Raw genomic sequence first — 25,314 nt, forward strand, 5'->3', positions numbered from 1 at the left:
TTAAGCGATGTCGAGGGCCGTTCCATAGAGTTTGTCGGTTTTGAGGGTGATGTAGAGCCTTCGTTCGGCCGCGATGGTCTCGAGGAACTCAGCCTCGTCGTCGGGCTTTTGCCGTTGCGCCGCCAGGTATTCGAGACCGGCGGTGTCGCCGGGTGTCCGGGTGACTTCGGAGAGTTCCGCTTTTCCTTCCACGACAGCGAATTTCCAGTGGTCGGCGCTGGAGACGTAGAGGGAGGCGGTGGGGTTGTTGCGGAGCTGCTTGACCTTGAGGCGGTCCTCGGTCGTGCTGATCCGGATCTCGCGCGTCTCGGGGTCCCACGTGTAGACGACGGTGGAGAGATGCGGGCGGCCGTCACGTTTGACGGTCGCGAGGGCGCCGAAGGTGTGTTCGGCGAGGAAGTCGCTGAGGGCCGCGTCATCGAGGCGGCGGGGCGGTGCGTTCTTGGCCATGGTGGTGATCATGGCTTACGCGGCGGGGGCGCGGAAGAAGGCACTTTCTTGTGCCAGAGGGAACACGCGTGTGTCCGTCCTGGTCAGACCGTCGGCGTGGGTCGAGAAGCGGCCCGCGGCCCGCGCCGGGCGTGATCTGGCGAGAAATGAATTTGGCCAGAATCCGCCACGGATATTCCACAGCGGATGCGCGTGCCGTGCGAAAGATATAAAAGTCCCCGGTGGTATGGACATTTCCAATCGCCCTTACCCTTCGCGACCTGCGCGTGAACAGCATGCCGGTGATTTTGTCCCCAACTCACCGTTGTCTGTGATAATCCCTCCGATTTCGATTGCGCCCCAAGGGGTGTCGAGAATTTTCGAACGTTGCGAGAAATGGGGGAACGTCCTGGGAATCCTTGTTCCGATGTCATAGAGTCGGCCACTTCCGCGAGGGCGGCGCGACGATCACCTGTCGTATCGCGTTTCCATTCCGCACGCCTGAAGAGAAAGTAGTGAGTGGCGCTTATGCCCCGGTCTTCCTTCGAACTGCTCGCGCGGGCGCTGACCGTATGTTGCGACGACGGGGTGTCCGGCGCGTTGTCTCTGTCCGGCAGGCCCGGCGGGGTGATCCACCTGCGCGAGGGCGCGGTGATCGCCGTCGACACCCCTGGTGCTCCAGGGGTGGACTCCGTGCTGCTGCGGTCCGGGCGGATCAGCGAGGAGGACTGGTCCGCCGCGTTGCGGGCGGGGCCAGGCGGTCCGACGCCGCGGGACGAGCTTCTCGCTCGCGCCGGGATCGGGAACACGGAACTGCAGCTGGTCGCCACCATGGCCGCGCAGGACGGCGCTTTCGTCATCGTGACGGGTGACATCGAGGAATACGTCATCGACTACAACCGGTTCGACGTGCTGTTGCCGGTCACTCCGGCGATCGAGCTCGACTGGCTGCTCGACGAGACCAGGCGTCGCCTTGACGCTCTCGCGTCATTGCCGGTGGCGGTCTCGCCGCATCGCGACCGGATCGTGCCAGTGGCCGGGGTGGCCTCGTCGGGAGTCGCGTCGACCGCGGCCCGGCGCGACATCCTCGCCGGCGCCAACGGCCGCCGCTCCGCCCGCGACATCGCGTTCGTGTTGGGGCGCAACGTCTTTCCCGTGACGATCGAGATCTCCCGGATGATCGGCGACGGTCTGGTCGAGATCGCCGTCGAGTCTCCCGAGGATCCCGGCGGGGGCTCGCGGAAGCCGCTGCGTCCCCGGATGCCCGCAGCCGGAGCCCAGTCGGTTCCCGGCGGTGACATGAAAGGCCTTCCCCTGCGCAGCCCGGGGGCGAGCGGTGTGTCGGAACTGCTCAAGCCGTCACGGGCGGCCGGCTGGCAGGTACTGCCCAGGCTGCTCAACCGCGTCCGGGCCGGGCCTTCCACGAACCGCACGAACTCGGACGAGACCTCGCAGCAGAAGGGAACACCAGGTGGATCGTGAAACGCTGGTCGACGAGCTGAACGACTTGAGAAGGCAAGTGAGCGGGGTGACCGGAGCCCTGATCGCCGGTGTGGACGGCCTGCCCATCGCGGCCGACGCCGAGGACCGGATCGATCCCGGCGCGGTGTCCGCACTCGGCGCCGCTCAGCTGGGCCTCTCGCTGACCATCACCTCCGCGGTCGCCCAAGGCGCGTTCCGGCACGCGGTGGTCCGTAGCAGCGGCGGTTACCTGGCCGTCTACTCCATCGACAGCACGTCGTTGATGGTCGTCCTCGGCGACGAGGGCCTCGACATCACCCGGTTGCACCGGGCTTCCCTGCTCACGATCGAGCGCGTCCGCTCGATTCTCGCGGCCGTCATCGCGAACGCCTGCTGAGCTCCTCCACCCGAAGTCACGGACGAACACCGAAAAGGAGAACGGACATGCTGGGTAACGGCCAGAATATGTCGGACCAGATGACCTTGATGGTCAAGCAGTTGCGCCAGGAGGTGCCCGACTGCCTCGCCTCCGGAGTGGTGGATCTGGCGACCGGCATGTTGTTGGCCGTCGAAACCACCGACAGCCATCCGTCGGAGGTCCTCGACCTCCTCGCCGGCGCGACCTTGGATCTGTTCCAAGGCCGCACGGTCGTGATGATCGAGAACATCTTCAAGGAGCGCCGAGGCGTCAGCAGCGCCGAGCACTACTTCCAGGAGATCCTCGTCAACAGCGCCAACCTGACGCACCTGTTCATCAGGAACAACCACAACGCCGACGTCGTGGCCGTCGTGGTCTGCCCGAAGTCGGTGAACATCGGGATGCTCTTCGCGGGTACCCGGCGGGTGATCAAAAACCAGGCGTTGTGACCGGCCGCCTGCCGGGGCCCGCGCTGGTGTCGGCAAGGATGCCTTCCCTCGCCCGTGAGGGTCCATGCCAGGAACTTGAGCGCCGCAACGAGGTTTCCCAGCCGTCCATAAAGGATACCTGGAAAGTCGAATTATCCGATTAATGCTCGCTTGGCCGAGTTGTCCGGTACGTGAAGGCCCCCTTCCTTGCGGCTAGCCGCAAGGAAGGGGGCCTTCACGTACTCTGACCGACCGAGCGCCACGGGATCATGACGGCTCCCCGCCGATGGTCCACCAAGATTCGGTATCGCTCCACCAAAAGTCAATCCGACCAGGGAAAAGACGCCAGAAACAGGACCATGCCACTCTTGAGCTCCTGGCATGACCTTGAGGATGGGCAAGGCGCCTTCGCGGACCCGCGACCGGCCGTCAGTCAGCTCCGGTAGGTGGTAAGGCATCTTCGGTGCCGACGACCCACATCACTCACGACCTGGCTAGGCGTACATGGCCAGCCAGATCGCGATGTAGTGGGACACCGCGGCGAGAACCGTGCAGGCGTGGAAGTACTCGTGGTACCCGAAGGTGTCCGGGAAGTGGTTCGGCCACTTCACCGCGTAGAACACCGCGCCCAGCGTGTAGAACAGCCCGCCCACGCAGAGCAGGACGAGCGCCGCGACACCGGCGTGCGTGGCCAGTTCCGGCAGGACGAAGACGGCGACCCAGCCCAGCGCGATGTAGATCGGCACGCCGAGCCAGCGTGGCGCGTTCGGCCACAGCATCTTCAGTGTGACGCCGCCGATCGCGCCGCCCCACACGATCGCGAGCACGATGTACCCGGTCGGCTGGGACATCGCCAGAAGGGTGAACGGCGTGTAGGTGCCGGCGATGAACAGGAAGATCATCGAATGGTCGGCGCGCTTCATCCATTCGTATGCTCGTGGGCTCCACAAGCGACGGTGGTACAGCGCGCTGACGCCGAAGACGCCGAGGACGGTCAGGCCGTAGACCGAAGTGGACAAAGCGGCGATACCCGACACTGTGGACGCCGCGAGGCTGATGAGGGTCGCGGCTCCGGCGACAGCGCCGAAGAAGGACCAGAAGTGGATGTGCCCACGCAACCGAGGACGCGTGTCCACTACGGGCGCGGGGCCGGACGGCCGGGGTTCGGTCACTACGCTCACTCACCCAGGTTACGGCACCGTAGGTTTTTCGCCAGTGTCCGTGGCGCGTCCCACTGAGGCCCGCGAGGTGACTACTCTCCACTGGCGTGAGTCTTCGGTCCTTCTTGTCAGACGTCGTGTACAGCGCCTACGGCAGGCGCCTGATCCAGCAGGCCAAGGGGCGCCATCCACGCCACATCGCCATCATGCTGGACGGGAACCGCCGCTGGGCGCGCGAAGCGGGCTTCACCGACGTCGCCGACGGGCACCGGGCGGGCGCCAAGAAGATCGCCGACTTCCTGAGCTGGTGCAACGAGGCCGACGTCGAGGTCGTCACCATGTGGCTGCTCTCGACGGACAACCTCGGCCGTGCGGCCGAGGAACTGAGCCCCTTGCTGAAGATCATCACCGACGTCACCGACGAACTCGCCGCGCCGCACACGCCTTGGCGGCTTCGCATCGTGGGGGCGCTCGACCTGCTGCCCCCGGAGGTCGCGAAGGCCCTCAGCGCGGCCGCGGAGCGCACCGAGGGGCGCACCGGGATGGAGGTCAACGTCGCGGTCGGTTACGGAGGGCGTCAGGAGATCGCCGACGCGGTCCGCAAACTCCTGCTCCAGCACGCCGACGAGGGCACCTCGATCCGCGAGCTCGCGAAGATATTGGACGTCGACCACATATCCGAACACATGTACACCTCGGGCCAGCCGGATCCGGATCTGATTATCCGCACCTCGGGTGAGCAGCGGCTTTCCGGATTTCTGCTCTGGCAATCGGCGCATTCGGAATTCTGGTTCACCGAAGCGTATTGGCCCGCGTTCCGCCGGGTCGATTTCCTGCGCGCCATGCGCGATTACGCGTGGCGGCACCGGCGCTTCGGTTCCTGACCGGAGACATGACGAAGGCCCCGGCGTGCACTCCGGGGCCTTCGACGTCGACACTGAAGATCAGTGGTGGTGGTGCTCCAGCGAGTGGAGGATCAGAGCCGGGGTGGTGGCGACACCGGTGTAGGCGCCGGCGACCAGGGAAGCGGCGCCGTAGCCCAGCGCGCCGCCGCCCTCGATGAAGGTGTTGTAGGCGTCGCCGAACGTGGGGTCCGGGGTGCCCGAGGTGTCACCGGTGGCGGCGAACGCGGTCCCGCCGACCATCATGATGCCCGCGGCGACGGCGGAAACGAAACCAGCCTTCTTCAGCACTTCGCACTCCTTGGTAGAGATGTTCAGGGATCGGGGGCACCGAATCCGGTGGGGGTGTCCCGCAGTGAGAAAATTACTCGCTATTCAGGATTTGTGACCGTCTCGTAAGCCCATTGTGTGAGGCATGAAAGGCCCGTTTCACTCGGTCCGGTTCTCTGTCTCGGGCACAAAATGCGTCCCGCCACGATGCGTGGTAGAACCCTCCGTCTCATCAGGTGAACGCCCTGTGTCGCGTTAATCCTTCCGGGTCACGTCGACGAGCGTCCCTGAATGGAGATCATCACTACACACCGTGACGGTGACCAGGCGTTGATGTCATGCGACCGACAGTGAGATGACGGTTTGGCGAATCACCGTGGTGGCTGCCTGCGCGATCGGCCGGACGCAGGTACCTTCCGGAAGTGAGGGTTCGCGTCCCATGCGGACTCTCACGGGAGGCCCTGGTCGTGGCGGTTGTCGACAGGGCGGCACAGCCGCCCAGTGGATGCACGAGGGGGCCGGCACCCGGCCCTCGTGGCCGTGCCGACTGACGTGAAAGACGTCGGAAGGAACGGTTAGCCAGGGAAGTGCCCGGCCCAGCGAGTGCGGGCGTGGTGCCACGCCCACGAGGGAGATGCCGTCGTGACTGCGCAGCGTTCACCCCGCAAGGCCTCTGGCCGTTCTTCGACCGGTGCCCCTGGCCCGGAGAAAGCCTCGATCTCGCCCGAATCCCAGCGGTCCACTTACGTGCTCGACACGTCGGTCCTGCTCTCTGACCCCTGGTCGGTGACCCGGTTCGCCGAACACGCGGTCGTGCTCCCGCTGGTCGTCATCAGTGAACTGGAGGCGAAACGTCACCATCCCGAACTGGGGTGGTTCGCGCGCGAAGCGCTTCGCATGCTCGACGACCTGCGTCGTCAGCACGGCAGGCTCGACGCGCCGATCCCGATCGGTGAGCACGGCGGCACCCTGCAGGTGGAGTTGAACCACTCCGACCCCACGGTGCTCCCGGTCGGCTTCCGCACCGACTCCAACGACCACCGCATCCTCGCCTGTGCGCTCAACCTGGCGGCGGAACGCGCGTCGGTCACGCTGGTGACGAAGGACATTCCCTTGCGTGTCAAAGCGGGCGCCGTCGGCCTCGAAGCCGACGAGTACCGCGCGCAGGAGGTGACGCCCTCGGGCTGGACGGGGATGGCGGACGTGGACGTCCCGCAGACCCTGGTCGACGCGCTGTTCAGCGGGTCTTCCGTGGATCCGGCGGAATTCGGGATGCCGGAGGTCGGTGAACTGCCCTGTCACACCGGGCTCAGGCTGCTCGCGGGCAGTTCGAGCGCGCTGGGGCGGGTCACCGCGGACAAGCGGATCCGGCTCGTCCGGGGCGACAAGGAGGCGTTCGGGCTGCACGGCCGGTCGGCCGAGCAGCGGGTGGCGCTGGATCTCCTGCTGGACTCCGACGTCGGCATCGTCTCGCTGGGCGGACGAGCGGGCACGGGCAAGTCGGCGCTCGCGCTCTGCGCGGGGCTGGAGTCGGTGATGGAACGCCGCCAGCATCGCAAGGTGGTCGTGTTCCGGCCGGTGTACGCGGTCGGCGGCCAGGATCTGGGCTATCTGCCCGGTTCCGAGAGCGAGAAGATGCAGCCGTGGGCGCAGGCGGTGTTCGACACCCTCGGCGGGCTGGTCAGCCAGGACGTCCTCGACGAGGTCTTCGACCGCGGCATGCTCGAGGTGCTCCCGCTGACCCATATTCGCGGCCGGTCGCTGCACGACACGTTCGTCATCGTCGACGAGGCGCAGTCCTTGGAGCGCAACGTGCTCCTGACCGTGCTCTCACGGCTCGGCACCGCTTCGCGGGTCGTGCTCACGCATGACGTCGCGCAGCGCGACAACCTGCGGGTCGGGCGGCACGACGGCGTTTCGGCGGTGATCGAGAAACTCAAGGGTCACCCGCTGTTCGCGCATATCACGCTGACCCGGTCCGAGCGCTCGCCGATCGCGGCGCTCGTCACGGAGATGCTGGAGGACCACGGGTAGCCGGAACCGGGGGAGTCCACTTGGGACAGTCCTAAGTGGACTCCCCGGAGTTTCACCAGCCCGAGGGCAGGGGGCGTCCTTCCGCGAAGCCGGCGGCGGACTGGATCCCGAGCAGCGCGCGTTCGTGGAACTCCTCCAGCGTGCGCGCGCCCGCGTACGTGCAGGCGGAGCGGACACCGGAGCCGATGGAGTCGAGCAGGTCTTCGACGCCGGGGCGAGCCGGGTCCAGCGCCATCCGCGACGCCGAGATGCCCTCTTCGAACAGGCCCTTCTTGGCGCGTTCGAAGACGTTGTCCGTGCGCGTGCGGGCGCCGACGGCGCGCTTCGACGCCATGCCGAACGACTCCTTGTACGGCTTGCCCTGCTCGTCGTAGCGCAGGTCGCCGGGGGATTCGTGGGTGCCCGCGAACCACGAGCCGACCATCGCCGCCGACGCGCCCGCGGCGAGCGCCAGCGCGACGTCGCGCGGGTGCCGCACGCCGCCGTCCGCCCAGACGTGTTTGCCCAGTTCGCGCGCCGCCGCGGCGCATTCGGCGACGGCGGAGAACTGCGGGCGCCCGACGCCGGTCATCATCCGGGTCGTGCACATGGCGCCGGGGCCGACGCCGACCTTGACGACGTCCGCACCCGCGTGGATCAGGTCGCGCGTGCCCTCGGCGGTGACCACGTTCCCGGCGACGACCGGGACTCGCGGGTTCACCGACCGGACGGCCTTCAGCGCCGAGATCATCTTCTCCTGGTGGCCGTGCGCGGTGTCGACGACCAGCACGTCGACGCCCGCCGCGAGGACGGCCTCGGCCTTCGCCGCGACGTCGCCGTTCACGCCGATCGCGGCGGCGACGCGCAGGTTGCCGCCGTCGTCGACGGCCGGGGTGTAGATCTCCGCGCGCAGCGCCGCGATCTCGGTCAGGACGCCGGCGAGCCTGCCGTTTTCGTCGATGCCGAGCGCGAGACGGCCTCCGTGGTCGTGCAGGCGCTCGAACACCTCACGCGGCGGCGTGTCCAGCGGGACCGTGACGACCGCGGGCTCCGCGACGTCGGCGAGACGCGCGAAGCGGTCTACGCCGGCGCAAGCCGCTTCGTCGACGACGCCGACGGGCTTGCCGTCCTCGTCCACCACGACGACGGCGCCGTGGGCGCGTTTGCCGACCAGGTTCAGCGCGTCGGCCACCGCGTCTCCGCCGGTCAGCACGAGCGGGGTGTCCCACACCGTGTGACGGCTCTTGACCCAGCTGACGATGTCGGCGACCGCGGCCACGTCGACATCCTGTGGCAGGACGACGAGCCCACCTCGCCGGGCGACCGTCTCGGCCATCCGGCGGCCCGCGACGGCGGTCATGTTGGCCACCACGATCGGGATCGTCGCGCCGGTGCCGTCCACAGTGGACAGGTCGACGTCGAAACGGGACTCCACGTCCGACCGGTTCGGCAGGAGGAACACGTCGTCGTAGGTCAGGTCGTGAGCGGGCCGATGCCCGTCGAGAAAGCGCACGAGGCCCCAGGATACCCGCGTGGGACACTGTCGGCATGACCGACCGGGACCGTGACGAAGCCGGACGAGCCCGCAACGCGCGCCCGCGGGATGGTCTCGGCAGGCCGCTTCCGTACGGCGCCGACGGTGTCGAACGCCAGCCCGAGGGCATCGAACGGAGCCCCGAGGACACCGTTTCCGAGGCGCAGCGCCTGCTCGACGCGGGCCGCCCGTTTCACGCGCACGAGGTGTTCGAGGACGCGTGGAAGTCCACCGACGGGCCGGAGCGCGAGCTGTGGCGCGGGCTCGCGCAGCTCGCCGTGGGCCTGACCCACGCGGCCAGGGGGAACGGGAACGGTGCGGCCTCGCTGCTGGAGCGCGGCGCCGAGAACATCGAGCCCTTCCGCGAGGCCCGGCCGCACGGGATCGACATCCCGGGTTTGCAGGCTTGGGCGCGGACCATGGCTGAAGAGGTGAAGGTGCGTGCGCGGGTGGAGCCGGTCGCGCCGCGCCTACTGCGTGAGGGCCTGTAGCGCCGAGCCCGAGCGGTACAGCTCGATCAGCAGCGGCCGCGGCGAGAGTCCCGCCTCGGTGAGCCGATAGCTGGTCCGGCTCGGGAAGCCCGGCAGTTCCTCTCGGACGGCGAGGCGGCGCGCGGTCAGGTCGCCGAGGCGCTCTGTCAGCACCTTCGCGGACAAACCGGGCAACGCCGTGCGCAGGTCGCTAGGCGAGCGCGACCTCGACCGGACGGTCCGGCTCCGGCCTCCGCGTCCGGCCGCGGGCGTCCGGGACGAGTTCGCCGTCGAAGGTTTCCGTTCGGTGACCTGCTTCGCGGTCGGTTTCGCTGTCCGCATGACGCAGTCCCTCAGTGTGCCTTTGACCGCCGACCCCGTCGAAATCCTCGACACGGTCTACGAGCCGGACGCCGTGTTCGTCCGCCGGGACGGCGCGTGGGTGAGCGGCGCGGAACGCCGGGCCGCGAACGGCGGGATCCTCGCGCTCGGGAAGCCCGTCAAGGTCACTCCGCGTCAGGTGCGCGTGGCCGGTGACCTGGCCTTGCTGATCGTCGACTGGGTCATCGCGAGGCGTGGCCAGGACGGGCTCTGGCGCTACGTGATCGACAACCCCTTCGGTGTCGGCACACCTTGAGTGCTCGACATACCGCGAGTATGTTACTTCGAGTAGGGATACTGCTCAGTAGGTAACGGCGGGAGGAAGCGCGGATGAGCGAGCCCAAAGAACTGCTGGCCGAACCGCTGAAACTGCGGTGTGGCGCGATCCTGCCTAACCGGCTGGCCAAGGCCGCGCTCAGCGAGCAACTCGGCGATCGCCGCAACCGGCCGACCGCCGAACTGGCCGAGCTGTACCGGACGTGGTCGCGAGGCGGTGCCGGGACACTGATCACCGGCAACGTCATGGTCGATCCGACCGCGCTGGGTGAACCGCGCAACGTCGCGGTCCCTCGGGAGCCGGACGCGACCGAGTTCAAGCCGTGGGCACGGTCGGCCGACGGGACCGAGTCCCGGCTGTGGGTTCAGCTCAACCATCCCGGTCGTCAAAGCCCGCGCTTCCTGTCCCGTCAGCCGGTCGCGCCGTCGGCGGTGCCGTTCGGCGACCGCGGCATCCGCTCGGTGTTCGCGACGCCGCGAGCGCTGACCGTCGACGAGATCGAAGCGATCATCGACCGGTTCGGCGTGGCCGCGCGGACCGTCGTCGACGCCGGGTTCGCCGGCGTCCAGATCCACGGGGCGCACGGCTATCTCGTCTCGCAGTTCCTGTCGCCGCTGACCAACCGGCGCACCGACGGCTGGGGCGGTGACGCGCTCCGGCGGCGCCGGTTCCTGCTGGAAGTGGTCGCCCGCGTGCGCGCCGAGGTCGGCGACACGGTGCCGATCGCGGTCAAGCTCAACAGCGCGGACTTCCAGCGCGGCGGGTTCAGCGAGGAGGACTCGCTCGAAGTCGTTCGCGAACTGGGCGAAGCGGGTATCGACCTCTTGGAAGTCTCCGGCGGCACCTACGAGAAGGCCGCCATGATGGGTTCCGCCAAGGCGAGCACTCTCAGCCGTGAGGCTTACTTCCTCGACTACGCCGCGAAGGCGCGGCAGGTCACCGACGTCGCGCTGATGGTCACCGGTGGCTTCACCAGCGCGCGAGGCATGGCGGAGGCGTTGCGCTCCGGCGCGCTGGACGTCATCGGCCTCGGCAGGCCGCTGATCGTCGACCCGGCGCTGCCCGGGCGCCTGCTGGGCGGCGAGGACGTCCGCGCGCGGCGCACGGCACCGAAGACCGGCATCCGGCTGGCCGACAGCCTGCTCGAGATCCAGTGGCACACCCAGCAGATGCACCGGGTGGCCGCCGGGAAACCGGTGGACCGGCGGCTCGGCGCGGTGCGGACGCTAGTACGTGCCGGCGTCGCGGATCCGCTCAACGCTTTCCGGCGGGTCCGGGGCTAGTCCATCCATGCCCCCGCCGCCACCCTCAACGGAGGAGCCGCGCTCCCAGTCCCAGTTCTCGTCGGGTTCGTCTCGTCGGCTGAACGTGCGGTCGAAACCGACCGCGGCCGCCGCGAGACCGATGAACAGCACCCCGATCAGCACGCAGTTGAACGCGACGCCGCCGTAGCTGTTGATGCCCGGGTCGACGAACGGGTACGGGTAGAACCCGATGATCGCGCCGCGCACCAGTGTGACCGCGAGCCAGGCCAGCGGGTACAGCAGCGACCACCACAGGATCCGCCACGACAACTGGCCGCGCGGCCCGAACAGCAGCCAGCCCGCGACGCACATCAACGGCGACACCTTGTGCAGCATCGTGTCGGCGAAAACGGCCCAGCCGTGCAGTTCGTAAAGATCGGCGAGCGCGACCTGGAAGACGACACCGGTCACGGTGATGCCGACGAGCCCGGTGAGCCGCAGTACGCCGAACAGGGTCGACCGGCCCGCGACCCCGAGCGCGAGCAGCAGGCTGCCGGCGCCGACCAGGATGTTCGAATCGATGGTGAAGAAGGCCAGCAGGTTGGCCACCCGTCCGGCCGGGGTGTGGAAGGTGCCGCCGGTGGTGCCCGCGGAGACCGGGATCTGGGCGGCGAGACCGGCGATCACCACCAGCGCCGTCGCGCCGAACCAGGCACGCGCGATCTTGGAAGCCTGCATTCGCCTACTTTATGGGTGATCGGGTGGGGACGTCCCGTCACCACCGCACGCCGCCACTCGATCGGGGCGGGACGCCGCCGGGTCTTCCCGGCCATCGGGTCATATCGTGGGAAGCGATGGACGTCGAGCGGAGGCCCGGACGCCGCGGACGGGTCGCGCGTGGTCCGGCGGAGGACAGCGGACCCGTCGCCGAGTTCGCGCGGCGGCTGTGGGAGCTGAAACGGGCCGCCGGTGACCCTTCCTACGACCGCATGCGCGACGAGTACGGCGCGCTCGCGTCGAAGTCCGCGCTTTCGGCCGCCGCCCGCGGCGAGCGGCTGCCCAGCTGGGAGACGTCCTGGGAGTTCGTCCGCGTGCTGGCCGCCGGAGTGCTCGGCGGTGACGAGGACGAGGTCCGGCACGAATGGCGCGGTGAATGGGAACGCGCGCGCGACGCGCTGGCCGCCGGCGCGGCGCCCGAACCCGCGCCGGAGCGTTCGCGCCGGACGGCGTTCCTCCTCGCCGGAGCCGTGGCGGTCGTCCTCGTCGCGGCGCTGGTGTTCGTCTTCGCCGCGCCGTTCGGTTCCGAGCCCGCCGCCCCGGCCGGCGACGCGTCGGAATTCGTCGCCGACGTGACCGTGCCCGACGGCAGCGAGGTCGCGGCCGGGTCGACCTTCGTGAAGATCTGGGAGTTCCGCAACGCGGGATCGGTCGGATGGGTCGGCCGCTATCTGGTCCGCGCCGGTTCGTTCGGGAACCCCGGCGAGTGTCGCACCCCCGACCGCGTCCCCGTCCCGCAGACCGCGCCCGGCGAGCGCGTGCGCGTCTCCGTCGAGGTGCGTGCGCCCGACCGGCCAGGACATTGCCAGGTGTACTGGAAGATGGCCGACGAACAAGGGCACATCCTGCTGCCGAACACCCGCGCGGTGTTCTTCTCGGTCCGCGTCATTTGACCTTCCGGGCCGATGGTCAAAGTGCTGACCTGCATGGACATTGATCTGTCGGCCATGGCCATTTCGCGGTCGTGAATCGCTTCCGGAGTGGCTTCGGTGGCCTTTAACGTCATCGGCGTCCGGGAATTCCGGATGGGGATTTTCCGAAACACTCTCACATTAATTGCGGAAAGGGAATCCATGCGTCCGTACGTCAAGGTCGCCGCACTGGCCGGGGCCGCGCTCACCGTGGCGCTCCTGCCGGTCACCGCCGCACAGGCGGCTCCGGCGCCCGCTTCGGGCAGTGATCCGATCATTACCTGCGAATCCGGCTACCACGGCTGGATGCGCCGGGCCGGGAAGGACGCGATCTGCCTCAAGCCGGGCACGCGCACCTGGGACGTCAAGGTGTTCGAATGCGCCGGGGATCTGACGGTGCATTTCAAGAACGGCGAGAAGGCCTATTGCGGGGGAAACATGAAGATCGGCCTCGACCTGGCCGTCCAGTCCAATGTCGTCAAGACCGTTGTGGGGAACCGATGAAGAAGAAGCTGTTCGCCGTCGTCCCGGTCGCGCTGGCAGGCACCCTGTTGATGGCACCGTCCGCTTCGGCGGCGTCGAAGGTCTGTGAGGGCGGGCCGCTGATGGGCGGGAAGACCAAGGTCGTCGAGGTGAGCGCGGGGCAGAGCATCGACATCACCGTGCACAACCACGACTACCGGGGAATGCTCGTCCAGATCATCGACGACGTCTTCGACAAGGGCCTCTGGAGCGGGGCGATCGCGCCGGGCAAAGAGCGCACGGTCAAGCACGGCGTGCTCGGGGAGCCGCCGGTGTATCACAAGATCCGGTTCGAGGTGACCTCCAACCTGTCGAACAACTACACCTACCGGATCTCTTCGGACCGCTGCTACTGAGGCGTTTCGTCCTCTGAACGCGGTAGTTGCACGCGCAAGGACCGCGTTCAGAGGACTAAATGCGGGGAGTTCAGGGCTTGAGGAGGCCGCGGACGGTGTCGATGGTGTCGGCGTCGGCGGCCTCCTTGTCCGGCCGGTACCGCACTACGCGCGCGAAGCGCAGTGCCAGCCCGCCCGGATATCGCGTGCTCACCTGAGCCCCGTCGAGTTCGATTTCGACGACGAGCTCCGGCCGCACGTGCACCACCCAATCCGTGCGGTGGGTCTCGATCTCCTGGAACGTCTTCGTCTGCCAGGCCAGCAACTCGTCGGTCATGCCCTTGAACGTCTTGCCGACCATGATCGGCGGCCCGCCGTCGGGGTCGCGGGCGCCGAGATGCAGGTTCGACAGCGTGCCGGTGCGCCTGCCGTGACCCCATTCCGCGGCGAGCACGACCAGGTCGATCGTGTGCACCGGTTTCACCTTGAGCCACGCGCGCCCGCGGCGGCCCGCCGCGTACGGCGACGCGAGGCCCTTGACCATCACGCCTTCGTGTCCGGCGGCCATCGCCGCTTCCAGCACCGCCTCGGCCGAGGCGGGCGCGATCTCGCCCGGGATGACGTGCTCGCCCGCGACCTGACGCAGGGCGGCGTTCCGCTCGGACAGCGGCGCGTCCAGCAGGTCGACGCCGTCGAGGTGCAGGCAGTCGAAGAAGTACGGCCGCAGCAACAGCGCCTTGACCTGCTCCTCGCGTGTGCTGCCGAACCGGCTCATCGTCTCCTGGAACGGCCTGGGCCTGCCGTCGTCGGTCAGGGCCAGCGTCTCGCCGTCGAGCACCACCGATGTGCAGGGCAAGGAGCGCACCAGATCCACCAGTTCGCCGACGCTGCCGGTGATCTCCCGCAGCGTCCGCGTGTAGACGTGCACCTCGGCGCCGTCGCGGTGGACCTGGATCCGCGCACCGTCCATTTTGTACTCGACGAGCGCCTCGGTGTGCTCGGTGATCGCCTCGTCCAGTGACTCCGCCGGGGAAGCCAGCATCGGCCGGATCGGCCTGCCCAAGGCCAGCTTGAACTCCGCCAGCCGCTCCTGGCCGCCTGTCATGGCCGCCAGGCCCGTCACCGGGAGCTGCCCGGACAGCATGAACGCCCGCCGTACGTCTTCGGCCGGGATCTCGGCCGCCGCCGCGATGGCGTCCACCATGATCCCTTCGAGCGCGCCCTGCCGGAGCTCGCCGGTGAGCAGCCGGAACAGGAACTCCTGCTCCTCCTTGGTCATCTTGGTGAACAACGCGCGCAACGTCTCCGTGCGCAGCTTCACCGACCCCGAACCCGACGCCGCCCCCACCGTGCCGAACGCCGTGTCCACCTCGGCGACGGTCAACGACGGCTCAGCGGCCGGGGCCGCCTTCAGCTCGGCCAGCGTCCGCCAGCCGGTGCCGATGCGGCCCTGTGTCGGCTGGCCGGTGAGGAACGCGATGACCGCGGGCAGTTCCAGCTCGCCCGCGGCGCGCAGGACCGCGGCCAGGGTGGCGATCTTCGCCTTCCTGGACCTCGTGGCGGCCAGTTCGGCCGACGCGGTCACCACCTCGGTGAGCAACATGGGTCCATCATGGACCCGGGCACCGACAGTTTCGCGCCGAGCGGGCTCGGGCGGCGACGTAGTGAAGGCCTCCTTGCCTACTTTCAAGGTAGGGAAGGAGGCCTTCACGGCCTTGGCGCCAAGTGGGCTCAGGCGTGCGCGGGATCGGCGACCCAGCTGGCGAGCAAGCGGAGCGCGCGTTCGCTGTCGGAGCCGGGCTCGGCGGTGTAGATCACCAGGGCCTGGCCCGGATCGTCGGGCAGCCGGAGCGTCTCGTAGCGCAGCCGGAGTTCACCCACGATCGGGTTGATCACGAGCTTCCACGCGTGCGCCTTCTCGCGCACGGTGTGCTTCGCCCACAGCTTCCGGAACGCCTCGCTGCCGAGGGAGAGCTCGCCGACCAGCTGGGCGAAGCGCGGATCGTCCGGATACTTCCCGCTTTCGGAGCGCAGGTTCGCCACGATCTCTTTCGCCACGGTTTCCCACTCCGGGTGCAGCTCGCGGGCGTGTTCGTCGAGGAAGAACATCTTCGGGATGTTGCGCTCGCCCGCCGGCCGCGTGGCGAAGTCGAAGGACAGCGCGGAGCCGAGCGAGTTCCAGGCCAGCACGTCTCCGTAGCGGTCGAAGATGAGCGCCGGGGTCTGGATCGCGTTCAGCATCGGCTGGAGTTCCGGCCGGATCCGCCGCGCCCGCGGCCGTGCGGCGCGTTCGCGTTTCGGGGCGGCCAGATTGCGCAGGTAGGCCTCCTCGTCACGATGCAGCCGCAACGCGCGGCTCAGCGATTCGAGGACGGAGTCGGACACGTTGCGCGCCCGGCCCTGCTCCAGGCGCGTGTAGTAGTCGACGCTGATCCCGGCCAGCTGCGCAAGCTCTTCGCGCCGCAGCCCGGCGACTCGCCGCTGGTTGAACCCCGTCGGCAGGCCGAGGTCCGCCGGGTCCAGCGCGGCCCTTCGTGCCTTGAGGAAGTCGCCCAGTTCGGCCGTCTCGGTCATGGCGTCGAGTATCCCGGAACGCGAGGGATGCGTGCCTGGTCCTGACAGACCCAGGCTGGTGAGGGCGTGCTGTGGCTTTCGCGACGTCGGCGGGGACCCGGCCTTCACGGACCCTTCGGCGCACTTATGGTCCGGTCGATCAAGCATGATTTGGCTCTTCGGTTCGGTCCAAAAAGCGGCCACCGTGAAGGTATGGACAACGAACGAAGAGGCGTGACGATCGGCGTACTGGGGGTGCTGATCGTCGGCGCGTCCGTGCCGGTGACGGGAATGCTCGACGGGTACCCGGTGATCACCGGGCAGGCGCTGCGGTACGCGCTGGCGGGCGTGCTCCTGCTGGCGTGGGCGCGGCTGAGCGGGCGCCCGCTGCCGTTGCCGGGAGCGCGCGACGTGCCGTCGCTGATCGCCCTCGCGGCGACCGGGATGATCGGGTTCCAGGCCTGCCTGCTGTTCGCGCAGCGCTACGCCGAACCCGGTCTGGTCGCCGCGTTCCTCGGCGGCACGCCGCTCGTGCTCGCGCTGGCGGGCCCGCTGGCCAAGGGGAAGCGGCCCTCGTGGGCGCCGGTGACCGGAGCGGTGCTCGCCGGCCTGGGGATCGCCGTGCTCTCCGGCGGCGGCGCGGCGCGCTGGCAAGGGCTGGTGCTCGCGGCGCTGGCCATGGTGTGCGAAGCGCTCTTCACGCTGCTCGCCGTCGGCGTGCTCGAAAGGCTCGGGCCGTTGGCGACCGCGACCTGGGGGTGTTTCGCCGCGGGGGCCGGCGGAGCGGTCGTCGGGACGATCGCCGACCCGTCCGGCGCCTGGGCGTGGCCGGACGGGCGTGAACTGATCGCGCTCGGCTACCTGACGGTCGTCGTCACCGCGATCGCGTTTCTTCTTTGGTACTCGGCGGTTTCGGCACTGGGCGCGGACCGGGCCGGGGTGCTGGTCGGGCTGATGCCGGTCTCCGGCCTCGCCGTCTCGCTCCTGCTGGGCATGCAGGATTTCCGCTTCTCCCAAGTGATCGGGGTCGCGCTGGTGTCCTCAGGCGTCGTGATCGGCCTGCGCCGCCGCGAGCTTCGCGAGCCTGGCGCACTTGACGTCGAAGTGCTTGACGACGTCGCCGCCGATGATCGCGACCATGACCGAGCGCAGCGGCCCGCCGAAGGTGACCTTCTGGACGAATTCGGTCCCGCCGTCGACCTCGGTCAGGTTCAGCACGAGCTCCATGGCACCCAAGGGAATCGGCTGGCGGAAGGCGATCTCGCGGTGCTCGGTCAGGGACGTGATCGTGAACGGCTCGGCGACCCGTGAGTGCACGCGGCCGCGGAATCCGTCCGGTACGAGGAAACCGGTCGAGCCCACCGCGGCGGGGCCGTGCAGTTCGACGCTGGCGAGGTCGGGATCCCAGTCGGGCCACCGGGTGAGGTCGGCCAGCGGCGCCCAGAGCGCGGACGGCGGGCAGGGGAGGATTTCGCGGGAGGTCCTGGTCCAGGTCATACCCGGACGATATACGGAACTGTCAGTCTCGTAAACTGGGGTCATGGCGAGAGGCAGGCCGAGGGAAGAAGGAATCGACGACGCGGTCCGCGCGGCCGTGCGGGCGTTGCTGACCGAGTCCGGTTACCAGCGCTGCACGATCGACGCGGTCGCGGCGCGCGCGGGCGTCGGCAAGGCCGCGGTGTACCGGCGGTGGCGGTCCAAGGCGGAGCTCGTGCTCGCGGCGGTGATCCATCCCGTCGAGCTCGAACCGCCGTCGGACACCGGCTCGCTGCGGGGTGACGTGTCCGCGGTCCTCGAAGTGATCCAGTCCTCTTTGGACGGTGTGGAACTCCGGCAGGCGCTGCCTTCGCTGCTCGCCGACGTCCGGGCGGATCCGGCGCTGGAAACGCGGTTCGGCGAGGTGTTCCTCGGCCGCGAACGCGGATATCTGGTCCAGATGCTCGATCGGGCCGTCACGAGAGGGGAACTCTCGCGACGGCCCGATCCGGCCCTCGTGCACGCGATCCTGCTCGGCCCGGTGCTGACCTGGCTGCACCTGTTCGCCGAGACACCGCCTTCGGGTGGGCTGGCGGCTTCGCTCGCCTCACCGCTCCACGCGGCCGTGGTCGCTCTCGGCGCTTAGCGGCCTCCGCGCGCCATGCGGAGTACGTCGAGGGCTTCGTCCAACTGGGCTTCGGTGAGCTTGCCGTTCGCGACGTGACCACGTTCGATCACGACCTCGCGGATCGTCTTCAGCTCCTTGAGCGCCTGCTTCGCGATGGCGGCGGCCTCTTCGTAGCCGATGTATTTGTTGAGCGGCGTCACGATCGACGGCGAGCCCTCGGCGTACTCGCGCGCGCGGCCGGCGTTCACCGTCACACCCGTGAACACCTTGTCCGCCAGCAGTCGCGAGACGGCCGCGAGCAGCCGCGCCGATTCGAGCACGTTGCGCGCGATCACCGGCAGGTTCACGTTGAGCTGGAAGTTGCCCGCCGCGCCCGCGAAGGCCACCGCCGCGTCGTTGCCGATCACCTGGGCGACCACCTGGAGCGTCGCCTCCGGGATCACCGGGTTCACCTTGCCCGGCATGATCGACGAACCCGGCTGGAGATCCGGCAGCGCGAGTTCGGCGAGCCCGGTGCGCGGGCCGGAACCCAGCCAGCGCAGGTCGTTCGCGATCTTGTTCAGCGACACCGCGACCGTGCGCAGATGCCCGGACGTCTCGACGACGCTGTCCTGCGTCGCCTGCGCCTCGAAGTGGTCGCGTGCCTCGGTCAGCGGGAGTCCGGTCACCGAAGCCAGTTCCTGCGAGACCGCCGCGCCGAAGCCCTCCGGCGCGTTCAGCCCGGAGCCGACCGCTGTCCCGCCGATCGGCAGTTCACCGAGCCGCGGCAGCCCCGACTTCAGCCGCTCGACCCCGAACCGGACCTGCGACGCCCACGCGCCCGCCTCCTGGCCGAAGGTGATCGGCACGGCGTCCATCAGGTGTGTGCGGCCGGACTTCACGATGTCCGCCCATTCGCCCGCGCGCGTCTCGATGGCGGCGGCCAGGTACTCCAGCGCCGGGATCACGTCGGACAGGACGGCCTCCGTCGCGGCGACGTGGATCGTCGTCGGGAAGGTGTCGTTGGAGGACTGCGAGGCGTTGACGTGGTCGTTCGGGTGCACGTCGCGGCCCAGCGCCTTCGACGCGAGCGTGGCGATGACCTCGTTGGCGTTCATGTTCGACGAGGTCCCGGAACCGGTCTGGAACACGTCGATCGGGAAATGCGCGTCGTGCTTGCCCTCGGCGACCTCGTCCGCGGCCTTCGCGATGGCCTCGGCGACCTCGGCGTCCAGCACGCCGAGCCGCGCGTTGACCCGCGCCGCGGCGGCCTTCAGCAGGCCGAGCGCGCGGATCTGGGCGCGCTCCAGGCCCCGGCCGGAGATCGGGAAGTTCTCGACGGCGCGCTGCGTCTGCGCGCGGTAGAGGGCGTCGACGGGGACGCGCACCTCGCCCATGGTGTCGTGTTCGATCCGGTATTCCTGTTCAGCCATACCTCAAGTCTCGCGCAGCGCCTCTCGGCGCGCTCCGTGTCTTTCGGCACGCGAGCGCTAGGATCGATTGTGTTCTCGATCACGCCGCCCACCACCGGCCGGGAGAGTGCCGAATGAGCGAGTCCGCTGGGGAAACGTCGTACGACCTCGTCATCATCGGGGCAGGTCCGACAGGGCTTTTCGCCGCCTACTACGCGGGATTCCGCGGCCTTTCGATGGCCGTCGTGGATTCACTGCCGGAAGCGGGCGGCCAGGTCACCGCGATGTACCCCGAAAAGATGATCTACGACGTCGGCGGGTTCGCCGAGGTCCGTGGCCGCGACCTGGTGCGGGGCCTGCTCGACCAGGCGGCGCCGTTCAAGCCCGCGTATCTGCTCGGACGCAAGGCCGAGAAACTCGAAAGCGTCGAAGGCGGCGTCACCATCACCCTCGACGGCGGGCAGGTCCTGCGCGCCGGCGCGGTGCTGATCACCGCCGGGATCGGCGAGTTCACTCCGCGGCCGCTGCCCGCGGGCGATGGCTGGCTCGGCCGCGGCATGGTCCATTTCGTGCCCTCGTTGAAGGCACACGAAGGGCAGCACGTGGTGGTCGTCGGCGGCGGGGACTCGGCGTTCGACTGGGTGCTCGCGCTGCACCCGGTCGCCGCGAGCGTCACCCTCGTGCACCGGCGCGCGAAGTTCCGTGCGGCCGAGTCGATCGTGCGGCAGGCGCGGGAACTCGGCGTGCGGATCGTCACCGACGCCGAGGTCACCCGGTTCCTCGACCGTGACGGCACGCTGGCCGAGGTCGAGATCCAGGTCAAGGGCGCCGAACCCGAGATCCTGCGCGCCGACACGGTCGTCGCCGCGCTCGGTTTCACCGCGGATCTCGGGCCGATCGAGAGCTGGGGGCTCCAGATCGACCATCGCGCGATCGCCGTCGACTCGACCATGGCGACCCCGCGGGAGCGGGTCTACGCGGCGGGCGACGTCGCGGCGTATCCGGGGAAGGTGAAGCTGATCGCGACCGGGTTCGGGGAAGCGGCGACGGCGGTGAACAACATCGCGGTCATGCTGGACCCGGACGCGCATCTGTTCCCGGGGCACTCGAGCAACGCGGAGTAGCGCGTGCGATGAAGGGGCCTTTCATCGCAAAATTTGCTATGAAAGGCCCCTTCATTGCACGTCAGGCGGGCGTAGGCGGCGTGATCTTCTCCGCGATCCACTGCGCGTACGCCACCACCGAAGTCGCGATCGACGGCGAGGTCGCGCACACCGGATCCGCGTTGCCCGGGCGGCTGATCGTGCCCAGCAGCACCCACTTCTCGTCGACCTTGGCGATCTCCGGCCCACCGGAATCGCCGTAGCACGAACCCGTGTTCCCGCCGGGGTTGTCGGTGCACAACTCGACCGCGCCGTCGAACTTCGCGGTGCACCGTGTGCCTTCGACGATCTTCGTGTCCAGTTGCCGCAGCTTCGCCGGACCCTTGCCGCAGCCCGAAGTCGGGCACGTCTGGCCCCAGCCGAGCAGCCGCGTCGGCGTTCCGGGCGCCACGACGGCCCCGATCGTGATCGGCGCCGCCTTCACCGGCGCGGCCAGCCGCACCAGGGCGAGATCACCGCCCGCGTGCTCGGGTTCGGGGTTGTAGGACGGGTTCACGACGATCTCGGCGAGCTTCGCGATTTCGCCGCCCTGGCTGTTGTCGGTGCTGCCGATCCGCGCGCTCAGGTTCGCCGGGTTCTTGCCCTCGACACAGTGCCCTGCCGTCACCAGCCAGTCCACCGCGATCAGCGTCCCGGCGCAGAAAGCCTTGCCGGAGGCCGAATGCAGGGACGCGATGAACGGATACGGCTCGTCGGCCTCTCTGCCGCCGACGAGGTCGCCCGCGCCCGTGGCCTGCCCGGCAGGCGTGAGGAGCATCGCCGCGAGCAGGACCACGAGCACGCGCTTCAGCACGGTTTCTCCTTAGGGGAGAGGGGGAACTACGTCGTCTTCCAGCGAATCGTCGAGGTGGCCGTCGAAGTTGACGGACGAGTACGAGCGGAGCTTGGTCAGCCGGTGGTAGCCGTCGATCATCCGGACCGTGCCGGACTTCGAGCGCATCACGATCGACTGGGTCGTCGCGCCGCCCGCGCGGTAGTGCACGCCGCGCAGCAGGTCGCCGTCGGTGACACCGGTGGCGCAGAAGAACACGTTGTCACCGCGGACGAGGTCGTCGTTGCCGAGCACGCGGTCGAGGTCGTGGCCCGCGGCCAGCGCCTTCTCGCGCTCCGCGTCGTCCTTGGGCCACAGGCGGCCCTGCAGTTCGCCGCCGAGACACTTCATCGCGCAGGCCGCGATGATGCCTTCGGGGGTGCCGCCGATGCCGAGCAGCATGTCGACGCCGGTGCTCGGCCGGGCCGCGGCGATCGCGCCCGCGACGTCACCGTCGGAGATGAAGCGGATCCGGGCGCCCGCCTCGCGGACCTCCTTGATCAGCTTTTCGTGCCGCGGCCGGTCGAGGATGCACACGGTGACGTCGGAGACGCTGGAGTTCTTGGCCTTCGCGACCCGGCGGATGTTCTCCGCGATCGGGGCGGCCAGGTCGACCTTGCCGGCGGCGTCCGGGCCGACGGCGAGCTTCTCCATGTAGAACACCGCGGACGGGTCGAACATCGCGCCGCGTTCGGCGACCGCGAGCACGGCGAGCGCGTTCGGCATGCCCTTGGCCATCAGGGTCGTCCCGTCGACCGGGTCGACCGCGACGTCGCAGTCCGGCCCGTCACCGTTGCCGACCTCTTCCCCGTTGAACAGCATCGGGGCTTCGTCCTTTTCGCCCTCGCCGATGACGACGACACCGCGCATCGACACGGTCGAGACCAGCTGGCGCATCGCGTCCACCGCGGCACCGTCCCCGCCGATCTTGTCCCCGCGTCCGACCCAGCGGCCCGCGGCCATCGCGGCGGCTTCGGTCACGCGGACCAACTCCATCGCGAGGTTGCGATCAGGGGCTTCAGGGCGTCGAGAAGAGCTGGCGGACGAGGTGGGGGTGGGCATGCGGCCTCCCGGGTCAGGAACTCGGCGGGGTCCCAGTCTCTCAGATACCCACGGTGGTTCGGTGGCTCAGGAGCATGGTGAACGTCACTGACCGTCGCCGGTCTCGTCTTCCACGGAGGACAACGCTGCCTCGATTCGTTCCCGAGCGCCTTCGAGATGGTGCTCGCAGACCTTCGCCAGCTGCTCGCCCTTCTCCCACAGGGCGAGCGACTGTTCCAGGGACAGCCCGCCCGCTTCGAGCTCGCGGACGACCTCCACCAGCCTGTCGCGGGCCTGCTCGTAGCCGAGTTCGGCGGTCTCACCACCGGGTTTGCTCACGCTGTGCTTCCTTCTACCGGACGTCGGTGCTTGCCGATACCCGCGCACACTACCGCGCCGGCCATGGCGTTGTCGTAACCCACGAAGGCGAGGGCGAACTCCTGGCCGTCACTCTCCGCGATCGCCGCGACCAGGTTCTCCTGGGCCCGCGCCACCCGTTTGCGGTGCACGGTGCCGTCCGCGAACCACCATCGGGTGCCGACATGCTCGGCCGTCGCTTCGGAGAGTTTGCGCAGCTGGGCGTCGAGGCCGCGTTTGGTGGAGAACTCACAGCCCGCCAGGAGCACGGTCCAGCACTCGGCGGCCGCGTGGTCGGTCAGCAGCGCGTTGCGCAGGACCTCGGGGGCGTCGGCACGTCTCGCGGCGTCGATGGTCAAAGGCAGGAAACTCGCCGTCAACGCCCCTCCTCCGGCTCTCCTGAGACGACGGCGCCGAGCGCGCCGTCGACCACGCGGACGCGCAGTTTCGCGCCGTCCGCGACTTCGGAGACGGACCGGAGTACCTGGAGGTCGCCTTGCGCGTCGGTGTACTGCACCACGGCGTAACCGCGTTCGAGGGTCGCCGCCGGGCCGAGCGCGGTCAGCCGCGCGCGGGCGCTGGCGATCTCGGCCTGGTCCTTCGCGAGCAGGGTGAGCATCGCGCGGCGACCGCGTTCGCGGTGGATCTCGACGTCGTCCGAGCGCCGCTGGATCGGGCCGAGCGGGTCGGCGAGCACGGGACGGCTGCGGATCTGGTTCAGCAGCCTGACCTGCGTGTCCACCCACCCGTGCAGGGCGCGGCGGCCGCGGTCGCGCATCTGACGGACGCGCTGGGTCTCCTCGCGCACGTCGGGCACGATCCGCTTGCTGGCGTCGGTCGGCGTCGAACAGCGGAGATCGGCGACGTGGTCGAGCAGCGGGGTGTCCGGCTCGTGCCCGATGGCGCTGACCACCGGGGTCCCGGCCGCGGACACGGCGCGGCACAGCGCTTCGTCGGAGAACGGCAGCAGGTCTTCCACGCTGCCGCCGCCGCGCGCGATCACGATGACGTCGACGTCCGGATCACGGTCCAGTTTGGACAGTGCCTGGAGGATCTGCGGGACGGCGAGCGAACCCTGCACGGCGGTGTTGATCACCTTGAACGCGACATGCGGCCAGCGGGCCTGCGCGTTCACCAGCACGTCGCGTTCGGCGGCCGACGCGCGTCCGGTGATCAGCCCGATTCCCTTGGGCAGGAAAGGGATCTTGCGTTTGCGTTCCGGCGCGAACAGGCCCTCGGCGGCCAGCAGCCGCCGCAGCCGCTCGATCCGCGCGAGCAGTTCGCCGATGCCGACCGCGCGGATCTCGCTGGCGCGCAGGCTCAGCGAACCGCGGTTCATGAAGAACGTCGGCTTCGCGTGCACCACGACGCTCGCGCCCTCGCGCAGCGGAGGTTCGATCGTGCGCAGCAGGCCCATCGGGCAGGTCACCGACATCGAGACGTCGGCGGACGGGTCGCGCAGCGTCAGGAACGCGGTGTTGGTGCCTTGGCGGGCCGAGATCTGCGTGACCTGACCTTCGACCCAGACCGCGCCGAGCCGGTTGATCCACTCGCCGACCTTACGGGCGACCGTGCGGACCGGCCACGGGTTCTCGGCGGTCGTGGACGGGCCCGCCGTGGCGGAGGCGGGTTCGGCGCTCACTGGCCTTCCGCGCCGTCGCCGTCGGCCTTCTTCACGTTCCCGATGCGCCGCGCGAGCATGCCGACGAACGACGCCCTGTCGGCGTTCGCCCGTTCGTAGGTCAGCAGTTCCTCCAGCTGCGCGAGGTCGAACCGGCGCAGGCGGGCGCGCAGCTGCGGCAGGGTGAGCGTGTCGTAGTCGTCCAGCCCGGCGGGACCGGAGGTCACGGGCGCGCTCGCGCTGTCGAACTCGCCGTCGGCGTGGTCCTCGGCGAGCGCCCGCTCCTCCTCGGCCCACGGGTCCTCGGTGAGCGCTTCGAGGTCATGGAGGCGCCCGTTCCTCTCGGCGCGAGGTTCGGGGACTTCGGCGTCCTCACGCAGCGGGATCACGCACGAGTCGCGCTCGTACCGGCGTTCGCCGAGGTCCGGCGGGAGATCCTCGTCGAAGGTGGCCCAGCTGGGCGTGTCCTCGACCGGGCGAAGGCCCGACAGCGCGTCGTCGCCCTTGATCGCGAGTTCGGTGACGTGCTGCTGCACGCGCATGGAGAACTGGAGCACCTGGCTGACCACCGTGACGGGGAGCCCGGTGAGCTGCTTGGGAAGTTCGCGAACCCGCTCGGCGGTGGTGACGGCGAGGCCCGCGGCGACCCGGAGGGGGAGCGGGAGAGGCTTCATATGCCTAGCCTGCCGTATCTCGTCCATCCTGCCCAACCGAACGGGTGTGTCGGCTCACAGGACGTGA

The 25,314-nt window shown here is 69.1% G+C and carries 29 protein-coding genes and 1 pseudogene; 14 read left to right on the forward strand and 16 right to left on the reverse strand.

What is annotated here, in order from left to right; genetic code table 11:
• Positions 1-450, reverse strand: a complete 450-nt coding sequence (locus tag AC0685_RS16140; protein WP_340687091.1) for a pyridoxamine 5'-phosphate oxidase family protein — start codon at positions 448-450, stop codon at positions 1-3.
• 507 nt (positions 451-957) lie between these two features.
• Here AC0685_RS16140 and AC0685_RS16145 point away from each other — a divergent pair.
• Genes AC0685_RS16145 through AC0685_RS16155 form a run of 3 tightly spaced genes read left to right on the forward strand, consistent with a single transcriptional unit; the run spans position 958 to position 2,757 of the window.
• A complete protein-coding gene (locus AC0685_RS16145; protein WP_478226238.1) occupies positions 958-1,911 on the forward strand; it encodes a hypothetical protein in 954 nt (317 codons plus the stop codon).
• The gene (locus AC0685_RS16150) at positions 1,901-2,287 is read left to right on the forward strand and encodes a roadblock/LC7 domain-containing protein (protein ID WP_478226239.1); all 387 of its coding nucleotides are present in this window, start codon (positions 1,901-1,903) and stop codon (positions 2,285-2,287) included. Before AC0685_RS16145 ends, AC0685_RS16150 begins: the two co-directional genes overlap by 11 nt.
• Before the next feature lie 47 nt (positions 2,288-2,334).
• Entirely contained in the window at positions 2,335-2,757 is a 423-nt protein-coding gene (locus AC0685_RS16155; RefSeq protein ID WP_340687094.1) for a hypothetical protein, read from the forward strand.
• A 473-nt stretch (positions 2,758-3,230) separates the two neighbouring features.
• On the opposite strand, the gene trhA is transcribed toward AC0685_RS16155, so the two are convergent.
• A complete protein-coding gene (gene trhA, locus AC0685_RS16160) occupies positions 3,231-3,872 on the reverse strand; it encodes a PAQR family membrane homeostasis protein TrhA (RefSeq protein ID WP_037342457.1) in 642 nt (213 codons plus the stop codon).
• Between the two features lie 131 nt (positions 3,873-4,003).
• Here trhA and AC0685_RS16165 point away from each other — a divergent pair, with 131 nt between their 5' ends.
• Positions 4,004-4,780 (forward strand): isoprenyl transferase, encoded by a 777-nt coding sequence (locus AC0685_RS16165; protein ID WP_061986121.1) that lies wholly within the window; start codon positions 4,004-4,006, stop codon positions 4,778-4,780.
• 60 nt (positions 4,781-4,840) lie between these two features.
• Here the strand turns inward: AC0685_RS16165 and AC0685_RS16170 are convergent, their stop codons facing one another.
• Positions 4,841-5,089 carry a hypothetical protein gene (locus AC0685_RS16170; protein WP_219148427.1) on the reverse strand — a complete coding sequence of 83 codons (249 nt, stop codon included), beginning with the start codon at positions 5,087-5,089 and terminating at the stop codon, positions 4,841-4,843.
• Between the two features lie 726 nt (positions 5,090-5,815).
• Between AC0685_RS16170 and AC0685_RS16175 the strand changes: the two genes are divergently transcribed.
• Complete coding sequence (locus AC0685_RS16175) at positions 5,816-7,102, forward strand: PhoH family protein (protein ID WP_340688566.1); 1,287 nt, start codon at positions 5,816-5,818, stop codon at positions 7,100-7,102.
• Between the two features lie 52 nt (positions 7,103-7,154).
• On the opposite strand, the gene guaB1 is transcribed toward AC0685_RS16175, so the two are convergent.
• Positions 7,155-8,594 (reverse strand): GMP reductase, encoded by a 1,440-nt coding sequence (guaB1, locus tag AC0685_RS16180; protein WP_340687096.1) that lies wholly within the window; start codon positions 8,592-8,594, stop codon positions 7,155-7,157.
• 35 nt (positions 8,595-8,629) lie between these two features.
• Between guaB1 and AC0685_RS16185 the strand changes: the two genes are divergently transcribed.
• The gene (locus AC0685_RS16185) at positions 8,630-9,106 is read left to right on the forward strand and encodes a DUF309 domain-containing protein (RefSeq protein WP_478226240.1); all 477 of its coding nucleotides are present in this window, start codon (positions 8,630-8,632) and stop codon (positions 9,104-9,106) included.
• Here AC0685_RS16185 and AC0685_RS16190 read toward each other — a convergent pair.
• Positions 9,086-9,427, reverse strand: coding sequence for a winged helix-turn-helix transcriptional regulator (locus AC0685_RS16190; protein WP_478226241.1), 342 nt, complete (start codon positions 9,425-9,427; stop codon positions 9,086-9,088). The two genes, AC0685_RS16185 and AC0685_RS16190, sit on opposite strands and share 21 nt — an antisense overlap.
• On the opposite strand from AC0685_RS16190, the gene AC0685_RS16195 reads away from it, so the two are divergent.
• Positions 9,426-9,722: a YybH family protein gene (locus tag AC0685_RS16195; RefSeq protein ID WP_478226242.1), complete on the forward strand. Its 297-nt coding sequence runs from the start codon at positions 9,426-9,428 to the stop codon at positions 9,720-9,722. The two genes, AC0685_RS16190 and AC0685_RS16195, sit on opposite strands and share 2 nt — an antisense overlap.
• 74 nt (positions 9,723-9,796) lie before the next feature.
• Positions 9,797-11,026 carry an NADH:flavin oxidoreductase/NADH oxidase family protein gene (locus AC0685_RS16200; RefSeq protein ID WP_478226243.1) on the forward strand — a complete coding sequence of 410 codons (1,230 nt, stop codon included), beginning with the start codon at positions 9,797-9,799 and terminating at the stop codon, positions 11,024-11,026.
• Here the strand turns inward: AC0685_RS16200 and AC0685_RS16205 are convergent.
• Positions 10,970-11,725 (reverse strand): Pr6Pr family membrane protein, encoded by a 756-nt coding sequence (locus tag AC0685_RS16205; protein ID WP_478226244.1) that lies wholly within the window; start codon positions 11,723-11,725, stop codon positions 10,970-10,972. The genes AC0685_RS16200 and AC0685_RS16205 overlap by 57 nt on opposite strands.
• A 116-nt stretch (positions 11,726-11,841) precedes the next feature.
• Between AC0685_RS16205 and AC0685_RS16210 the strand changes: the two genes are divergently transcribed.
• The 3 genes from AC0685_RS16210 (at position 11,842) to AC0685_RS16220 (ending at position 13,553) form a co-directional block, all read left to right on the forward strand.
• The gene (locus AC0685_RS16210) at positions 11,842-12,657 is read left to right on the forward strand and encodes an NBR1-Ig-like domain-containing protein (protein WP_478226245.1); all 816 of its coding nucleotides are present in this window, start codon (positions 11,842-11,844) and stop codon (positions 12,655-12,657) included.
• A gap of 87 nt (positions 12,658-12,744) precedes the next feature.
• Positions 12,745-13,179 carry a hypothetical protein gene (locus tag AC0685_RS16215; protein ID WP_478226246.1) on the forward strand — a complete coding sequence of 145 codons (435 nt, stop codon included), beginning with the start codon at positions 12,745-12,747 and terminating at the stop codon, positions 13,177-13,179.
• Entirely contained in the window at positions 13,176-13,553 is a 378-nt protein-coding gene (locus tag AC0685_RS16220) for a hypothetical protein (RefSeq protein WP_125791894.1), read from the forward strand. The genes AC0685_RS16215 and AC0685_RS16220 overlap by 4 nt, the downstream gene beginning before the upstream one ends.
• Before the next feature lie 70 nt (positions 13,554-13,623).
• Here AC0685_RS16220 and AC0685_RS16225 read toward each other — a convergent pair whose 3' ends face one another.
• Positions 13,624-15,135 (reverse strand): ATP-dependent DNA ligase, encoded by a 1,512-nt coding sequence (locus tag AC0685_RS16225; RefSeq protein ID WP_478226247.1) that lies wholly within the window; start codon positions 15,133-15,135, stop codon positions 13,624-13,626.
• 128 nt (positions 15,136-15,263) lie between these two features.
• The gene (locus AC0685_RS16230) at positions 15,264-16,106 is read right to left on the reverse strand and encodes a helix-turn-helix transcriptional regulator (RefSeq protein WP_478226248.1); all 843 of its coding nucleotides are present in this window, start codon (positions 16,104-16,106) and stop codon (positions 15,264-15,266) included.
• Positions 16,107-16,298: 192 nt separating this feature from the next.
• Here AC0685_RS16230 and AC0685_RS16235 point away from each other — a divergent pair.
• Positions 16,299-17,129, forward strand: a pseudogene (locus tag AC0685_RS16235) (DMT family transporter); the annotation flags it as partial.
• On the opposite strand, the gene AC0685_RS16240 reads toward AC0685_RS16235, so the two are convergent.
• Positions 17,127-17,627, reverse strand: coding sequence for an SRPBCC family protein (locus AC0685_RS16240; protein WP_478226249.1), 501 nt, complete (start codon positions 17,625-17,627; stop codon positions 17,127-17,129). The pseudogene AC0685_RS16235 and the gene AC0685_RS16240 sit on opposite strands and share 3 nt — an antisense overlap.
• Between AC0685_RS16240 and AC0685_RS16245 the strand changes: the two genes are divergently transcribed.
• Positions 17,626-18,207 carry a TetR/AcrR family transcriptional regulator gene (locus tag AC0685_RS16245; protein WP_478226250.1) on the forward strand — a complete coding sequence of 194 codons (582 nt, stop codon included), beginning with the start codon at positions 17,626-17,628 and terminating at the stop codon, positions 18,205-18,207. The two genes, AC0685_RS16240 and AC0685_RS16245, sit on opposite strands and share 2 nt — an antisense overlap.
• Here the strand turns inward: AC0685_RS16245 and AC0685_RS16250 are convergent.
• Positions 18,204-19,601, reverse strand: a complete 1,398-nt coding sequence (locus tag AC0685_RS16250) for a class II fumarate hydratase (RefSeq protein WP_478226251.1) — start codon at positions 19,599-19,601, stop codon at positions 18,204-18,206. The two genes, AC0685_RS16245 and AC0685_RS16250, sit on opposite strands and share 4 nt — an antisense overlap.
• Positions 19,602-19,714: 113 nt before the next feature.
• Here AC0685_RS16250 and AC0685_RS16255 point away from each other — a divergent pair, with 113 nt between their 5' ends.
• A complete protein-coding gene (locus tag AC0685_RS16255; RefSeq protein ID WP_478226252.1) occupies positions 19,715-20,704 on the forward strand; it encodes an NAD(P)/FAD-dependent oxidoreductase in 990 nt (329 codons plus the stop codon).
• A 61-nt stretch (positions 20,705-20,765) separates the two neighbouring features.
• Here the strand turns inward: AC0685_RS16255 and AC0685_RS16260 are convergent, their stop codons facing one another.
• From AC0685_RS16260 to AC0685_RS16285, 6 genes are all read right to left on the reverse strand, one after another.
• On the reverse strand, positions 20,766-21,536 hold the full coding sequence (locus AC0685_RS16260) for a S1 family peptidase (protein WP_478226253.1): 771 nt from the start codon (positions 21,534-21,536) through the stop codon (positions 20,766-20,768).
• Positions 21,537-21,545: 9 nt separating this feature from the next.
• Entirely contained in the window at positions 21,546-22,616 is a 1,071-nt protein-coding gene (gene glpX, locus AC0685_RS16265) for a class II fructose-bisphosphatase (RefSeq protein WP_034305363.1), read from the reverse strand.
• Positions 22,617-22,700: 84 nt separating this feature from the next.
• Positions 22,701-22,934, reverse strand: coding sequence for an exodeoxyribonuclease VII small subunit (locus AC0685_RS16270; RefSeq protein ID WP_192743439.1), 234 nt, complete (start codon positions 22,932-22,934; stop codon positions 22,701-22,703).
• Positions 22,931-23,332 carry a hypothetical protein gene (locus AC0685_RS16275; protein WP_478226254.1) on the reverse strand — a complete coding sequence of 134 codons (402 nt, stop codon included), beginning with the start codon at positions 23,330-23,332 and terminating at the stop codon, positions 22,931-22,933. The genes AC0685_RS16270 and AC0685_RS16275 overlap by 4 nt, the downstream gene beginning before the upstream one ends.
• On the reverse strand, positions 23,329-24,594 hold the full coding sequence (gene xseA / locus AC0685_RS16280) for an exodeoxyribonuclease VII large subunit (protein ID WP_478226255.1): 1,266 nt from the start codon (positions 24,592-24,594) through the stop codon (positions 23,329-23,331). Before xseA ends, AC0685_RS16275 begins: the two co-directional genes overlap by 4 nt.
• Positions 24,591-25,247, reverse strand: a complete 657-nt coding sequence (locus AC0685_RS16285; RefSeq protein ID WP_478226256.1) for a lipid droplet-associated protein — start codon at positions 25,245-25,247, stop codon at positions 24,591-24,593. The genes xseA and AC0685_RS16285 overlap by 4 nt, the downstream gene beginning before the upstream one ends.
• Between the last annotated feature and the right edge of the window lie 67 nt (positions 25,248-25,314).

The sequence above is a fragment of the Amycolatopsis sp. NPDC043889 genome, assembly GCF_056435645.1.

Bases quoted from the DNA above. Each gene is read 5' to 3' on its own strand.
- AC0685_RS16200 (WP_478226243.1), top strand. From the start codon at position 9,797: ATGAGCGAGCCCAAAGAACTGCTGGCCGAACCGCTGAAACTGCGGTGT.
- AC0685_RS16205 (WP_478226244.1), bottom strand. From the start codon at position 11,725: ATGCAGGCTTCCAAGATCGCGCGTGCCTGGTTCGGCGCGACGGCGCTG.
- AC0685_RS16140 (WP_340687091.1), bottom strand. From the start codon at position 450: ATGGCCAAGAACGCACCGCCCCGCCGCCTCGATGACGCGGCCCTCAGC.
- glpX (WP_034305363.1), bottom strand. From the start codon at position 22,616: ATGCCCACCCCCACCTCGTCCGCCAGCTCTTCTCGACGCCCTGAAGCC.
- AC0685_RS16245 (WP_478226250.1), top strand. From the start codon at position 17,626: ATGGCGAGAGGCAGGCCGAGGGAAGAAGGAATCGACGACGCGGTCCGC.
- AC0685_RS16145 (WP_478226238.1), top strand. From the start codon at position 958: ATGCCCCGGTCTTCCTTCGAACTGCTCGCGCGGGCGCTGACCGTATGT.
- AC0685_RS16185 (WP_478226240.1), top strand. From the start codon at position 8,630: ATGACCGACCGGGACCGTGACGAAGCCGGACGAGCCCGCAACGCGCGC.
- AC0685_RS16240 (WP_478226249.1), bottom strand. From the start codon at position 17,627: ATGACCCCAGTTTACGAGACTGACAGTTCCGTATATCGTCCGGGTATG.
- AC0685_RS16230 (WP_478226248.1), bottom strand. From the start codon at position 16,106: ATGACCGAGACGGCCGAACTGGGCGACTTCCTCAAGGCACGAAGGGCC.
- AC0685_RS16250 (WP_478226251.1), bottom strand. From the start codon at position 19,601: ATGGCTGAACAGGAATACCGGATCGAACACGACACCATGGGCGAGGTG.
- AC0685_RS16225 (WP_478226247.1), bottom strand. From the start codon at position 15,135: ATGTTGCTCACCGAGGTGGTGACCGCGTCGGCCGAACTGGCCGCCACG.
- AC0685_RS16220 (WP_125791894.1), top strand. From the start codon at position 13,176: ATGAAGAAGAAGCTGTTCGCCGTCGTCCCGGTCGCGCTGGCAGGCACC.
- AC0685_RS16210 (WP_478226245.1), top strand. From the start codon at position 11,842: ATGGACGTCGAGCGGAGGCCCGGACGCCGCGGACGGGTCGCGCGTGGT.
- AC0685_RS16255 (WP_478226252.1), top strand. From the start codon at position 19,715: ATGAGCGAGTCCGCTGGGGAAACGTCGTACGACCTCGTCATCATCGGG.
- AC0685_RS16195 (WP_478226242.1), top strand. From the start codon at position 9,426: ATGACGCAGTCCCTCAGTGTGCCTTTGACCGCCGACCCCGTCGAAATC.
- AC0685_RS16155 (WP_340687094.1), top strand. From the start codon at position 2,335: ATGCTGGGTAACGGCCAGAATATGTCGGACCAGATGACCTTGATGGTC.
- AC0685_RS16190 (WP_478226241.1), bottom strand. From the start codon at position 9,427: ATGCGGACAGCGAAACCGACCGCGAAGCAGGTCACCGAACGGAAACCT.
- AC0685_RS16285 (WP_478226256.1), bottom strand. From the start codon at position 25,247: ATGAAGCCTCTCCCGCTCCCCCTCCGGGTCGCCGCGGGCCTCGCCGTC.